The organism is Corynebacterium sp. LaCa_70 (assembly GCF_058182015.1).
Window position 1 is genome coordinate 1,289,316 of sequence record NZ_CP190914.1, and the last position, 14,282, is coordinate 1,303,597.

Here is a 14,282-nt window from a genome sequence, read left to right on the forward strand (position 1 = left end):
CTTGCGCGTTAGTTGTTGCTACGGGAGAGGTAGTCGCCGGTACGCGTGTCGATCTTGACGACGTTTCCGGTTTCGATGAACAGCGGAACCTGGACTTCAGCGCCAGTTTCTAGCGTCGCTGGCTTGGTGCCACCGCTCGAGCGATCACCTTGCAAACCAGGATCAGTGTGTTCCACTTTGAGGTCGACGTTGATCGGAAGTTCAGCGAACAACGGCTCATTTTCGTGGAACGAGACCTGGATGCGCATGTTTTCGAGCAGAAAATCCACTGCACGGCCGAATTTGTCGGCCGACAATTCGACCTGCTCGAAGGTCTTATCATCCATGACGACATAGTTGGTGCCGTCATTATAGAGGTACGTCATGTCACGGCGGTCAACCGTAGCCAACTCGGCTTTCGCGCCGGCGTTCCAGGTCTTGTCAGTAACTTTGCCAGTCATGACATCTTTGAGTTTGGTGCGCACGAATGCTGGACCTTTTCCTGGCTTCACGTGCTGGAATTCCACGATCTGTTGTAGTTTGTTGTCAATTTTCAGCACAACGCCGTTTTTGAAAGCAGTGGTATCAGCCACGAATCAACTCTCCAATATTTGTCAGTGCGACAGCTCCACAACGCGTGGAGTTGCCTAGTACATCTTTGCTCCCGCTAGTATAACCGAGACCGCCCGGACCGTTAAAGAATCGGCACGGGCGGCAATGTGCACTCGTGCGCTCCTATCTACCCGACGCCACGCGCGCGCAACGTCGTATGCTGACAATCCATGCCGACGTTATGGCAAACGTTTCTAGAGTTCGCGCAACTGTTTTGTCGGTGTAGATAAGTTGCGTGGCTTACCGTCCGTAATCACCAAAGTATCTTCAATCCGCACACCTACCTTGCCCGGGATATAAATTCCTGGCTCAATCGTGAGCGTCATACCTGCTTCGATTTTGCCCTGACCGGTGTGAGCAGCTGCTGGGGCTTCATGTACATCAAGGCCAATTCCGTGCCCGGTGGAGTGGACAAAATATTCTTCATAGCCAGCCTCACGGATAATGTCGCGGCACGCGGCGTCAATATCAGCCAGCGGAGTACCAGGGGTAGCCGCCCGGACTCCAGCTTCCTGTGCTTTAAGCACAATGTCATAAATTTCCCGAGAGAAATCATCGATCTTGCCTACAGCAACAGTGCGCGTCATATCGGAATTAAACCCAGCGCGGTGTGCACCATAGTCAATTGTTACGAGATCGCCTTCTTGCAGTTCGCGATCACCTGCACCGTGGTGTGGTTTTGCGCCATTTGGGCCGCTAGCGACGATAGTGTCAAAGCTTGGGCGTTCCGCACCCAACAAACGCATACGGTATTCCAGGTCAGCAGCAATCTGACGTTCGGTGCGACCGGCGACTATTTCCCCAGCAGCAATCATATCCTCGAGTGCTTGTGAGGCTAGCTCTGCGACTCCTGTCAGACGTTCGATTTCGACGTTGTCTTTGATTAACCGAATCTTTTCAATCATCCCGGAAACTGGCACCAGTGTCACTTCTTCTGGACACTGTTTTTCCAGTTGCTTGAACTGCTCGATGCTGACGAAATCAGACTCCACACCAACCCGACGTGGGCCTTCTAGCTTCTGGAGCAGATCTTTTGTGATGGCACTAGTAATCGTTGCAGTAATATCAGGAACTTCTTCTGCAATCTGTGTCGCGTAACGCCCATCCGTGCTAATAGCAGCAGATTGATCTTTCGATAACAGCACCGCACCATTGGATCCAGAGAAACCGGATAAATACCGAACGTGGATCAGGTGAGTCACCAAAAAGTCATCGAGGCGCTCTGCTGCCATGGCTGTCGCCAATTTACGACGACGGTTGCTAAAGCGAGTATCAGCCAATGTCATTGTTCTCCTTATTAGGCTAGTATGCTGAACCTTGTAGTCAACCACGAGTAATCGTGGCAATTCCTATCCCCATTCAGCGTAAATTTCCACAAAGAAACTATCTTTTACGATGTTACGCCACATTATCTGCCCAATAACGTAACGCAGCACTATATCCAGTAATACCAAGCCCCGCGATGACACCACGTGCAAGCGGCGACAAGTACGAGTGCCCACGAAATGCCTCTCGAGCATGCACATTGGAGATATGCACCTCGATGAATCCAGCACCGTCTGCTATTTCTGCTAGCGCATCACGCAGCGCCACCGAGGTATGGGTGAAACCACCAGGGTTAATGATTACTGGCCAGTGATGATCCGCGGCTTCGTGGACATAATCCAGTAATTCGTGCTCAGCATTGGATTGCCGACAAATGACGTGTAAGCCATGGGCCTCGCCTTCGGCGATCAGTGCAGTTTCCACGTCACTGAGCGTCGTCGCACCGTAAATTTCGGGTTGGCGCTTGCCCAAACGATTCAAGTTAGGACCGTTCAGAACCAATACAGTGGAGCGATTATTCCCGGGCATTACGACAGTATCCTTTCAGCGGCTACAAAAATCTGGTTGTCACGCATCGATGCAGGTTCTATGCGCAAATTGCTTGGTACGCTGCACGCAATTCTTCATCTGAGGCATCCGGAATACGCATACAATCGCCAATTCCCGTGATTCCTACAAACCGGGGTCTGCCTTCACGGTTTTTCTTATCCCTGTTCATAGCTGCAAGTAGTTCGTCGAAATGTCCTGGCTCATACGCCACCGGCAGTCCGACTGATTCCAAAATTCGGCGGTGCTGTTGAAGCAATGCGTCGTCGATCAACTTGCGGTTACGCGCTAAATGCGCGACGTACATCATGCCCACCGCCACCGCGTTTCCATGGCGCCAGGCAAAATTCTCGCGCAATTCCACTGCATGGGCAAAGGTATGACCGTAGTTGAGGGTTTCCCGCAAACCTGACTCACGCAGGTCCATGCCGACGACGTTTGCTTTCACCGCTATTGAACGCGTGATCAATTCCGGCAAATAACCATCGGGGTCCAAACAAGCAAGCGGGTCATCTTCATAACGATCAATGATGACGCCATCGCTGATGAAACCAGTTTTGATGATCTCTGCTGAACCGGCAATTATCTCGTCTTCAGGGAGAGTCGTCAGACGGTCTAAGTCTACGAAGACACTGTCTGGCTCATGAAAAGCACCGACCAAATTTTTCCCATGGCCAGTATTGATTCCGGTCTTTCCACCGACGGCTGCATCCACCATCGCGAGCAAAGTCGTCGGCACCTGGATGACCTTTATTCCTCGCATCCACGTAGCTGCAATAAACCCAGCTAGATCGGTGACCGCACCGCCTCCAAAACCTATGATCACATCACGTCGGGAGAAATTATGCTGCGCAAGTTCGTCCCATAATTGGCCAGCGACTTCAAGAGTTTTTGCGGCTTCTGCATCTGGCACAGGGAATAAATGCACTCGCAAGCCCAGATTTTCAATCGAACGCGCAACCTGCCTGGCAGGTGCCGCCATTGTCGGTTGATGCACGATCCCCACAGTCTGGGCTCCGGTATGCTTCGCTCTGTCCGCAATGGCATCAGTCAGACCGCGGCCAATTGTCACCTGATAAGGATTTGGGCCATTGACTTCAATTACCTCAGAACTACCCACGCTATGCTGGCGGCCTTCAGGTGACGGGGAAAACATGTTAAAACTCATCGTTATTACTACCTTCCGGCTAAATGCACGCGATATTACAAAGTTTCCAAAAAGCCCAAGATGTCTGCAACTACTTGTTGCGGACTGCGTTGATCAGTGCGGGCACGATAATCGGCAACCTCTCGATACAACGGACGGCGTTGTGCCATCAAATTCCGGTAACGCGTATCAGCATCCTTCCCCGCAAGCAGTGGGCGTTGCTGTCGGTTATGAGGGCGCGTGGTGCGCTCAATCCCAGTGTCATCGCTGACATCGACGAATACCACGGTCTGCTGGTCTAATAAACTGCGTGTTCCAGCGTGCGTGACTGCTCCCCCGCCAAGCGCGAGAATCCCCGGCTCTTGTAGTGCTTCGGCGATCACCTCAGCTTCCAGTGCCCGGAAGGCTTCTTCACCGTCTTCGGCAAAAATTTCCGAACAGGTCTTGCCGGCCTTGCTCTCAATCACAAAATCGGAGTCAACAAATTGCTGATTAAGAACGCGGGCTAATCGACGACCAATCGTTGTCTTACCCGCACCGGGAGGCCCAATAAGCACGACAGACGGGCGTGAACTTTCTCCATATCCCATTACATCTCCCCCGCTCCAGCTGTGGCATCCTCAGAGAACGCGAGTTTTTGTTCTACACGGCGTTGATAGGCCAAGAAATTACGGCGGGTTTCTACAACGCTATCGCCACCAAATTTCTCCAGCACAGCCTGTGCCAATACCAACGCCACCATTGCTTCTGCGACAACTCCAGCAGCGGGAACTGCACACACATCGGAACGCTGGTGAATCGCGGTCGCCGCAGAACCAGTTTCCATATCGACGGACCGCAGTGCGCGTGGGACGGTAGAAATCGGCTTCATTGCAGCTTTCAGGCGCAGCTGTTCACCATTGGTGGTGCCTCCTTCCAATCCACCAGCTCGATTCGACGCGCGCGCCAATCCCGTGTCTGTACGGATGATCTCATCATGCGACTCCGAGCCTCGGGAACGAGCCTGTGTAAACCCGTCCCCGATCTCTACTCCTTTAATAGCCTGAATACTCATCAAAGCCCCGGCCAACCGGGAATCGAGCCGCGTCTGCCCAGAAACATGAGAGCCCAGCCCCACCGGCAAACCATCGACGACAACTTCGACGATTCCACCTAAGGTATCGCCGGACTTCTTCGCGAATTCAATCTCCGCGATCATCGAGGCTTCAGCGTCTTTTCCAAATGCGCGCACAGGTGAAGCATCAATTGTTTCGAGATCGCCTGGTTGGGGTGCCTGACCTTCATAAGGTTGGGACGGCCCAATGGAAATCACATGCGACAAAACCTCCACGCCAAGCACCTGCCGAAGAAAATTACGGGCAACGGTGGCGCAAGCGACGCGGGCCGCCGTTTCGCGTGCTGAAGAGCGCTCCAAAATATTGCGAGCGTCGGCATGGTCATATTTCACCATGCCGGAAAAATCTGCGTGTCCCGGACGCGGACGCGTGAGCTGTGCGCCGCGGCCTGAGTGTAGGGCTTTCGCAATATCCGGATCATTCACATCCACAGGGTTTGGGGACATGATGGTTTCCCACTTCGGCCATTCCGTGTTTCCGATCATGATGGCAATCGGACTACCCAGTGTTTTTCCGTGCCGAATACCGGCGAGCAAACTCAAGTCATCGGCTTCAAATTTCATACGAGCGCCGCGGCCATACCCCAAACGACGACGCGCGAGTTGGTACGCAATATCGTCTGCAGTGAGCTCGACGTGTGCAGGCATATTTTCCACCACAGCCACCAATGCTTGGCCATGTGATTCCCCAGCGGTAGTCCAACGAAGCATGCCGTCTATTATTCCACAAGCAGTATTGAGACCATCACAGTGGCCAGAATCATAGCTGGCCCATGTGCAACGTAGCCCCGGTTTCGAAGCATTGCAATAAGCAAGCTCAGCAATGATGCTGTTCCTGCGGCAAGTAATACGGCAAAAGCACCACCTGCCGCTGCAGCCATGATGGCAAGCGGAATTGCCAGTTTAATATCTCCACCACCAATGCCAGGTGCATGCGGTCGCCCGCATAAACGATGCCACAGCGCAGCGCTCCAAATCTGCACCAGATACAGAATTGGCCAGAGACTAGCCGCCGACAAAATTTCGGTGGTATTAGGGTGCTGAAACGCCCATCCAAGAGCACATGCTGCGGCCGGAAGTGTCAGAAAATTTGGCAAGCGGTGGGCTTTTAAGTCATAGCCGACCAAGGCACACGCCCACAGAAAAATAGCAAATACTACGAAAAATCCCCCCATGCCTGCTAACGCTACCGAAGAATCCTCGTGTAGGGGAATTTCCGTAGCGCCGCCCTACCCGTAAGTCAGAAAACCGACAACCCCGAAAGCAACAATTCTTATGGTTTCTGAGAATTCAACTCTCTATCGAGCGCAGCCCACATTTCTTCTTTCGGGGCAGGAAGCCCTGTGAAGAGTCTAAATTGGCCAAAGGCCTGGTGTGCCAGCATGACATGCCCGCCAACGCTGCGATGCCCATTGGATGCTGCCTGAATCGTCAATGGAGTCGGCCAGGGGTCATAAATGACATCAAGGACTGGTGCGTGGGCCAGACGCCGTTCGTGACCGGCTACAGCGTCTGCGGGCACTGTAGAAATAATAGCGTCGCAGTCTTCTAATGAGTCTTCCCAAGTAGCGATATTCCATGCCACTCCCATGGACTCGGCGAGCGGCGCCCACTCGCTGCTACGATCACTGCGGTTAACGATGGTGACTTCCCGAACTCCCAACGTACCCAGAGCCCACAGGACCGGCCGTGACGTACCGCCAGAACCCAGGACCACAACATGCTCTAACGAGCCACTGTTGTTCGGAAATAATTCCCCGAGTGCTCCAAGTACTCCGTCGCCATCCGTATTATCGGCAAACCACCCGCCATCACGTCGCACCAGGGTGTTTGCGGTGCCAATCATGTTGGCACGACCGCTGACGTGATCAGCAAGTTGCAGGGCTTCAAATTTTCCTGGCATCGTAACAGAAAATCCGCGGTACGAGCCATCAGCTTGTGCCACAAAATCGGCCAGCCGTCCCTTGCCTACTTCACAGCGATCATAGTGCCAGCCATTCAGGCCAAGCGCACGATATCCGGCATTGTGCAACACCGGCGATAGCGAATGAGCTACCGGACTACCAAGTACCGCAACGCGATGAGGTACATCCCGTTCCGAATCATTCGGAAACTGAAAGTCCGAGTTAGCACTCGACGCAGCTTGGATCCTATTCATGATGGTCCAGGATTCCGGATTCGAGTGCACGATCGACATCTTCTAAATGTTCTTCAAAGGTATCGTTGAACACCGTGGTGCCTTGTTCATCGACGGTGACGAAAAACAGCCAATTTCCTTCAGCTGGATGTTCCATGGCATGCAACGCTCCATCCGAGGGCGCTGCAATCGGTGTGGCCGGTAGCCCATCCATTGCGTAAGTATTCCATGGGGTCTTTCGCGCACGGTCTTCATCAGTGGTTGCGAGTTCGACGTCGTCTAGTCCGTAGTTGACAGTAGAATCGAATTCCAAGCGCATAGGTTCATCCAGGCGATTAAGAATGACGCGTGCAACCTTATCGAAATCACCTGCCGGTGCCTCCCGCTCAACCAGCGAAGCTGCGATAAGCAAATCATAAGGCGCTAGATCAATCGCACGAGCCCTCTCAACAATATTCGAGTCGTTATAGCGCTTAGTCGTCCGCGTAACCAGATCAGTCAAGATCTCTTCTGCGTCCATATTCGGATCAATGACATATTGTCCGGGAGCGATCAACCCCTCGAGGCGTTTCGGATCAGAACCTTGCTCACGTACACGCTCCAGCGCCCATTCGGGTGCACCAAGATCTGCAGGATCGGTGTTAGCAGCTACCGATTCCAACTCCTGTGTGCTCACACACTGACTGTCATCGCCACCAGAGCAACTGACTTTGGAAATTTGCGTGTAAATACCTTCACGGATGTTTCCACCCTTAACATTCACATCGTGCAGAGTGGTGCCACCGTGCACATCAAGTAGCTCTACTTGTTTATCGGGGTTCAGCAATGCCGCCACCGCAGCCTGGGCGCTCATTTCTTCTTCCAAACGGTAGAAACCAGGTTGCACGTTACCGGCATCAGGATTGCTGGCCGCGGCAGTCTGGAAGACCGAATCCGACGCCACAATTCCGCGCTCTTCTAGCTCCGGTCCAAGCGATGAAATCGAATCGCCTTCTTTAATCTGCACCATAGCCACGACACCGTTACCGTCGCCGTCGAAGTCATCCACTGCGGCGCCTCCTCGGTTGCCGGATATGACGTTGAATGCAATATAGGCACTCACTCCGATAATCAGGATGAAAGAGGCGATTAGCACAGCAAGACCCCGTTGCCGACGTTTCACATATTTGGGATCCATGCTGCGTCTTACGCGCACGCGCGTCTGTGTGCTCATGTGTGTTATCTCTTCTTTATTCGGGTTAGTTCGGAGAGTCGTTCTCACGCTGACGTGCCAATACGCGTGAATCCAACCACGATTGCAAAATTTCCACGGCGGCTGCCTGGTCAATCACCGATCGGCCGGCCTTTTCTGATACTCCAGATGCTCGTAACGCCTGGGTTGCAGCTACCGTCGTCAAACGCTCGTCGGCAAACACTACGGGAATAGTAGAACCTGTGTTACGCAGACGGCGTCGGATACGAAATGCAATTTCTTTCGCGTGCTTGACGCTCTTTGAGCCATGCGCCTGCAAATCTCGGGGCAAACCTACCACGACTTCGACAGCATCATAATCCGAGATAAGCTCCAGAATCCGATCGATGTCTTCCTGGTCCCGATCCTTAAATCCAGTTTCTCGCTGTACCGTCTCCACAGGAAATGCCAAGGTAGCTTCTCTATTGGACGCGGCAACACCGATGCGGACTGTACCAACATCAATGCCGATGCGCCGCCCCTCGATAACTTGGGAATGCCGAGGCGAATCAACGCTGGGAGCGTTTGGCTCGAGTTTGCTCACGTATGCGATCTCCCTTTCCATTCCCGAAATAGTATTAGCGATTACGGCACGCGCCACGTGACGCTGCAGGCAAAAACCTGCCGATGCTCCGTTGTGCTCGCTTATTCTATAACTAAACGATAACAAATCGGCGATCGGCAGGCGCAAAAGCAAACCTTGGCATGCTATGCCCGAGAAATTTCGTCACGCAACGCTGCAAAACCTTGCTCAATTCCGGCTGCTTGGCTGCCGGACCCCTGAGCCATGTCTGACTTACCGCCGCCTTTACCGCCGACATATCCCCCAAAAATCGACACCAAGCTACCTGCCGCCAAACCCTTGTCGACCGCTTCTGGGTTTAGCGCAACCACAAACGGCACTTTCCCAGCATTGTCTGCAGCCAAGACTACGACCGCTGGACGGCCTTGCATCCGGTTACGGATATCTGCCGCAATAGAACGAAGCTGACCACCATTAACCTCTGACGGAAGCTGTGCGTTCACTACAGCAACACCGTTAACCTCAACCGCATCATTAGCGTATTCCGCGGCTTTAGCAGCCATTTGCTGTTGCCGCAGCGCGGTAACCTGCTTTTCCGCTTCTTTCAACTTCCGCGTCAAGGTCTCGATGCGCTCGGGCACCTCATTCGGCTTCGCCTTCAGCGACTGTGCCACGCCATGGGCAAGGGCAGCCTCTTGTGAGAAGTAGCGGAAGGCATCCAAACCGGAATAGGCCTCAATGCGCCGCGCCCCAGAGCCAACCGATGATTCACCGAGTACAGAGACCGGACCAATCTGCGATGAGTGACTGACGTGGGTACCGCCGCATAACTCAGTCGAAAAAGGACCGGCGATTTCTACGACACGCACTCGCTCGCCATAATTTTCACCAAACAAGGCGAGAGCACCCATATCCTTCGCATGATCAAGCGAGGTTTCTAGCGTATTAACCTGGTAATCAGCGTCGACTACCTGGTTGGTGATCGTCGCAATTTCCTCCAATTGACCAGGGCTCAACTGCTCCGTGTAGTTGAAGTCAAAACGCAAATATCCCGGTCGGTTCATAGATCCAGCCTGCACAGCAGTCGGCCCCAAAACCTCACGCAGCGCACCGTGAATCAGGTGCGTGGCGGTATGCGCTTGGCGTGCTCCGTGGCGCCATTTTTGGTCATATTCTGCGGTTGCCGTTTGTCCGATCTCTAGTGATCCCCCAAGCAACTGCCCCCGGTGCACCCACAGTTTCTTGGCGATCTTTTGTACGTCGGTAACTTCTACCGTGGCATCACCCGCGGTAATCGTGCCCCGATCAGCCAACTGGCCACCCGATTCTGCATACATCGGGGTAACATCCAAAATGACTTCGACGTTATCGCCGCTGTGGGCCGTCGTCACGGATTGGCCATCGCGTACTAACCCAATAATCGTCGAATTGGTTGCCTGCTCCGAATAGCCAGCAAATTCTGTCGGCTGGTTGTCAACCCATTCGCGGTACACAGACTCGTCGGCATGAGTATTCTTCTTAGCCTTGTTATCTGCCTTCGCGCGAGCCTTTTGCTCTGCCATTGCCGTCTCGAAGCCGTCCATGTCGACCTCAAGGCCCGCTTCTGCTGCCATCTCCATGGTGAGGTCGATGGGGAAACCATAGGTATCGTGCAGCAAGAAGGCATCGGCACCAGTCAGGACCTTCTCGCCGCGCTTGTTGAGTTGTTGTGCGGTTTCGTCGAAACGACTGGTTCCCGATTCCAAAGTCTTCAAAAACGCACGCTCTTCAGCGGATGAGACCGCGAGAATGCGCTCTCGGCTCTCAGCAATTTCTGGATACGACGGCTCCATCGTGTCCATGACCGTCGACATGAAGGTCTTGATGGTCTCGCCTTGAGCCCCGAGCAAGCGAGCAGAACGGATAATACGTCGCAATAAACGACGCAAAATATAACCCCGCCCCTCATTCGACGGCGTGACTCCATCCAAAACCAGCATCATCGCAGTGCGCGAGTGATCAGCAATCACGCGGAAGCGGACATCGTTATCTTGCTCGGCCCCATAGGCGGCGCCGGTCAACTTTTCAGCGGCAGTAATTACTGGTCGCAACAGATCGGTTTCATAGACATTGTCGACACCCTGCAGCAAGCACGCCAAACGCTCAATCCCTAGACCGGTATCGATGTTTTTCGCAGGAAGCTCCCCGAGGATCTCGAAGTCGCCTTTGCCTGACCCGGTCGATTCTCCGCGTTCATATTGCATGAACACGAGGTTCCAAATTTCCATGTACCGGTGTTCGTCGGCGGATGGCCCGCCTTCCGCGCCATATTCTGGGCCTCGGTCATAATAAATCTCGGAACACGGACCGCAAGGTCCCGGAACCCCCATGTGCCAGTAGTTATCTTCCACGCCCATGCGCTGAATGCGTTCGTCTGGCACGCCGATCACCTTGTTCCAGATCTCAGCGGCCTCGTCATCGGTTTCATACACGGTGACCCACAAACGTTCTGGGTCAAGCCCCAAGCCGCCGTCGGCAAGCGGATTTGTCAACAGCGCCCAAGCGTTGGAAATTGCGCCTTCTTTGAAGTATTGGCCGAACGAGAAGTTTCCCGCCATCTGGAAAAAAGTATTGTGCCGGGTAGTGATACCGACTTCATCGATATCCAGGGTGCGCACGCATTTCTGGATCGAAGTGGCCGTACCATTTTCGTACGGAGGGTTTTGCTGCCCCAAGAAATACGGCTTAAAAGGAACCATACCTGCATTGACGAACAGCAGGTTGGGATCGTCTAGGATCAACGAGGCACTCGGTACCACTTCGTGGCCTCGTTTGGCGAAGTGCTGGGTAAAACGATCTCTAATTTCGTGGGTTTGCATTATGTCTATTCCTTTTCGTTACTAACACGCTGAACACAGCACTCGGCGCATGCTGTATAACTTGCACACTGCATATTCTGTACTTTGCCGCTAATACGTTCAGCACCGAGTGTACTAAGTGCCCCAGCGGGGTTATTTCTTGCCTCGTACCAACCTACGCAGTCGGCCCAGATATTCCGAAATACGGCTCTCGTTACCATGATCCGTCGGCTGGTAATACACCGCATCCTGGAGCTCATCTGGAATATATTGTTGTTCCAGGACTCCGCGCGGATCATCGTGTGGATAGCGATAACCTTGCGCGTTGCCTAAGCGCTTTGCGCCTTCATAATGGCCGTCCCGTAAATGTGCCGGCACCGTACCTGCCTTACCAGCGCGTACATCATTTAAAGCATCAGTGATCGCCTGATTCACGCTTGCTGATTTCGGAGCCGTCGCCAAATGGATGACGGCTTGAGCCAACGTGAGTTTTCCTTCTGGCATACCAATAAGCTGCACTGCCTGCGACGCAGCCACAGCGACCTGCAAGGATTGCGGATCCGCCATGCCGATATCCTCGCTTGCTAGAATAACCAGCCTTCTTGCAATAAAACGCGGATCTTCGCCCGCCTCAATCATTCGAGCTAAATAATGCAACCCGGCATCGACGTCAGAACCGCGAATCGATTTAATAAGAGCGCTGGTGACGTCGTAATGTTGGTCGCCGTCGCGATCATAGCGCACCAATGCCGTATCGACGCTTTGGGCAACCATGTCGGAAGTGATTTCAGGCTTCGCAGCGTTTTCTGCGGTGTCCGCGCTTTCTGCAGTTTCAGCCGCTGCCTCTAAATACGTCAGTGCCCGGCGGGCGTCGCCACCGGCCAGCCGCACAATATCATCCACAGCTGATTGCGCAATGCGAACCCGACCAGATAATCCTCGGGTATCAGTCACCGCGCGCTGGACCAATTCAGCAATTTCAGCTTTGTCGAGCGGTTGGAGTGTCAGCAGCAACGAACGGGATAACAGCGGTGACACCACCGCAAATGACGGATTTTCCGTCGTCGCTGCCACGAGTAACACCGTCTGATTTTCCACAGCCGCTAACAAAGCATCCTGTTGTGTTTTGGAAAATCTGTGCACCTCATCGAGGAACAAAACGGTCCGTTTCCCATGTTGTGCATCACGACGTGCAGCACTAATAACCTCGCGAACTTGTTTTACGCCAGAATCCAAAGCCGATAAGCCAACGAAATGGTGCCCCATCTGCGAAGCGATGAGAGAAGCAATGGTGGTTTTTCCGGTTCCCGGAGGGCCGTAAAGGATGACAGAACTACGTCCCTGTCCTTCAACGAGTTTCCGGAGAGGCTTACCCTCATCAAGCAGGTGGCCTTGGCCAAGCACTTCGCGCAGGTCCGCGGGCCGCATCCGAGCTGCCAACGGCGCGTCTGCACCTGATTGGAAAAGAGCAGATCCTTGAAAACGTTCGTACATCTCTGCGTCGGAATTGTCCTGGTGGTTGGAGGTGGAGTTAACTCCATGTAAGGCTCCGCCGAACAGCGAATCTTGACTCATTATTTCCAGCCAGGCTTTTCGACGCGCTGAGCAATACTGCGGGCAAACTCTGCAATCTCCGCACTCGTGTCTTCCGTGCCGTTATCTCCAAAACGCGACATTGCTTCGAACGTCTCGTAAATATCGCGCCTAGCCAATAGTTCATCGTCACTGAAACTATCGGCAGAACCAGTGCGCAGTAACGCTGCCGCCTGATCTAAATCAGTGGAAATATCCTCGCCTTTCTGCACCATGCCAACAACACCACTCAGATTTCCGGCCGACATCGTCGCAAGCGTCGATAAGCCCCACCCCACGAGGGCAGCCAGCACACGCGCATGCAAGTTGTGCGGCTCGACCAAGTTGGGAAAGACTTCCTTGATCTCCCTCTTCCAGGCAGAAATAAAGGTATCGGCTTCTTCATCGGTGATTGGGTGGGTGAAGACAAATTGTGGAAATCCGGCCACCACGCACGCAATATCAAAGGAGACATCGCGAAAACCTGCCCACTCGTAATCCAGGAAATGCGTTTTCTCGGCGACAATAATATTATCCGGCGATAAATCAAACGGTGTGAAAGCGCGTGCAGATCCTCCGACCACACGTTTCCGAGCAACCTGTGCGGCATCGTGGAAAGCTTGCGGAACACTAAATCCTGATTGCTCCAGAATCTGCTCACCCAACAGGATGGACTGCTGAAGTGCATCATCCCGGACCTCTTGATTTTCCCCGAACTGTGGGTGCTGCTTCAGCATCCGGGCCATGAGAATATCGAATTCTTTCTCCCGTTCCGCTGTCCCAGCGTGCATGCGGCCCAACGAACTACCCAAGTTCCGCAGGATATGACCACGCGTTTCATGTTTCGCGGTTTCCAGTAAATCGTCGAAAGTATCGCCGTCGCCAGAATCAGTCATGACCACCAGGCGTTGGTCAATATCATGCGCGAGCAGCATCGGTCCAGGACGCACGTTTTCCGGCAATGCGGTGGTGAACTGATAGGCAACTACTTCACGCATCAAGGCGGCGTCGTACAGCACCTCACCGATCATGGGGACAAATTTCAACACTACCGTGCGATACTGCAAGAATGGTTGGCTTGCTACGCGGGCACGCAGCACCGTGGATTCACCAGAACCTGCAAGCACCTCCACGTCTTCTAGTCGCTGTGAACCACCAAAACGGTGCGAAAGAAGATCTTCGGCGATGCTTACTAATTGTTCCTGGCTAGGCACTGTTGTCACTCCATGAAGTGGTCAATCCGAGTCTCTTATATCGA

Annotated in this window: 13 protein-coding genes; all 13 read right to left on the minus strand. The window is 53.4% G+C overall.

All coding sequences use genetic code 11. The annotated features are described in order from the left end of the window. Window positions 1-8: 8 nt before the first annotated feature. Complete coding sequence (gene efp, locus ACP8MI_RS05845) at window positions 9-572, minus strand: elongation factor P (protein WP_018119630.1); 564 nt, start codon at window positions 570-572, stop codon at window positions 9-11. A 213-nt stretch (window positions 573-785) separates the two neighbouring features. Further along, complete coding sequence (locus ACP8MI_RS05850) at window positions 786-1,877, minus strand: aminopeptidase P family protein (protein WP_018119631.1); 1,092 nt, start codon at window positions 1,875-1,877, stop codon at window positions 786-788. A gap of 112 nt (window positions 1,878-1,989) precedes the next feature. Further along, the gene (gene aroQ, locus ACP8MI_RS05855) at window positions 1,990-2,445 is read right to left on the minus strand and encodes a type II 3-dehydroquinate dehydratase (RefSeq protein ID WP_018119632.1); all 456 of its coding nucleotides are present in this window, start codon (window positions 2,443-2,445) and stop codon (window positions 1,990-1,992) included. Window positions 2,446-2,503: 58 nt separating this feature from the next. Further along, the gene (gene aroB / locus ACP8MI_RS05860; protein ID WP_049148379.1) at window positions 2,504-3,619 is read right to left on the minus strand and encodes a 3-dehydroquinate synthase; all 1,116 of its coding nucleotides are present in this window, start codon (window positions 3,617-3,619) and stop codon (window positions 2,504-2,506) included. 47 nt (window positions 3,620-3,666) lie between these two features. Next, a complete protein-coding gene (locus tag ACP8MI_RS05865) occupies window positions 3,667-4,200 on the minus strand; it encodes a shikimate kinase (protein ID WP_018119634.1) in 534 nt (177 codons plus the stop codon). Beyond that, window positions 4,200-5,435: a chorismate synthase gene (gene aroC / locus ACP8MI_RS05870; protein ID WP_284589495.1), complete on the minus strand. Its 1,236-nt coding sequence runs from the start codon at window positions 5,433-5,435 to the stop codon at window positions 4,200-4,202. Before aroC ends, ACP8MI_RS05865 begins: the two co-directional genes overlap by 1 nt. 8 nt (window positions 5,436-5,443) lie before the next feature. Next, on the minus strand, window positions 5,444-5,899 hold the full coding sequence (locus ACP8MI_RS05875) for a prepilin peptidase (RefSeq protein WP_018119636.1): 456 nt from the start codon (window positions 5,897-5,899) through the stop codon (window positions 5,444-5,446). Between the two features lie 98 nt (window positions 5,900-5,997). Beyond that, entirely contained in the window at window positions 5,998-6,921 is a 924-nt protein-coding gene (locus tag ACP8MI_RS05880; protein ID WP_236658171.1) for a shikimate dehydrogenase, read from the minus strand. Beyond that, on the minus strand, window positions 6,875-8,074 hold the full coding sequence (gene mltG / locus ACP8MI_RS05885) for an endolytic transglycosylase MltG (RefSeq protein ID WP_082150510.1): 1,200 nt from the start codon (window positions 8,072-8,074) through the stop codon (window positions 6,875-6,877). The genes ACP8MI_RS05880 and mltG overlap by 47 nt, the downstream gene beginning before the upstream one ends. Window positions 8,075-8,099: 25 nt before the next feature. Beyond that, complete coding sequence (ruvX, locus tag ACP8MI_RS05890) at window positions 8,100-8,657, minus strand: Holliday junction resolvase RuvX (protein ID WP_049148380.1); 558 nt, start codon at window positions 8,655-8,657, stop codon at window positions 8,100-8,102. Window positions 8,658-8,800: 143 nt separating this feature from the next. Then, on the minus strand, window positions 8,801-11,473 hold the full coding sequence (gene alaS, locus ACP8MI_RS05895; protein WP_049148320.1) for an alanine--tRNA ligase: 2,673 nt from the start codon (window positions 11,471-11,473) through the stop codon (window positions 8,801-8,803). Window positions 11,474-11,605: 132 nt separating this feature from the next. Beyond that, the gene (locus ACP8MI_RS05900) at window positions 11,606-12,946 is read right to left on the minus strand and encodes a replication-associated recombination protein A (RefSeq protein WP_026167712.1); all 1,341 of its coding nucleotides are present in this window, start codon (window positions 12,944-12,946) and stop codon (window positions 11,606-11,608) included. 80 nt (window positions 12,947-13,026) lie between these two features. After that, on the minus strand, window positions 13,027-14,238 hold the full coding sequence (locus tag ACP8MI_RS05905) for a phosphotransferase (RefSeq protein ID WP_018119642.1): 1,212 nt from the start codon (window positions 14,236-14,238) through the stop codon (window positions 13,027-13,029). Window positions 14,239-14,282: the final 44 nt, after the last annotated feature.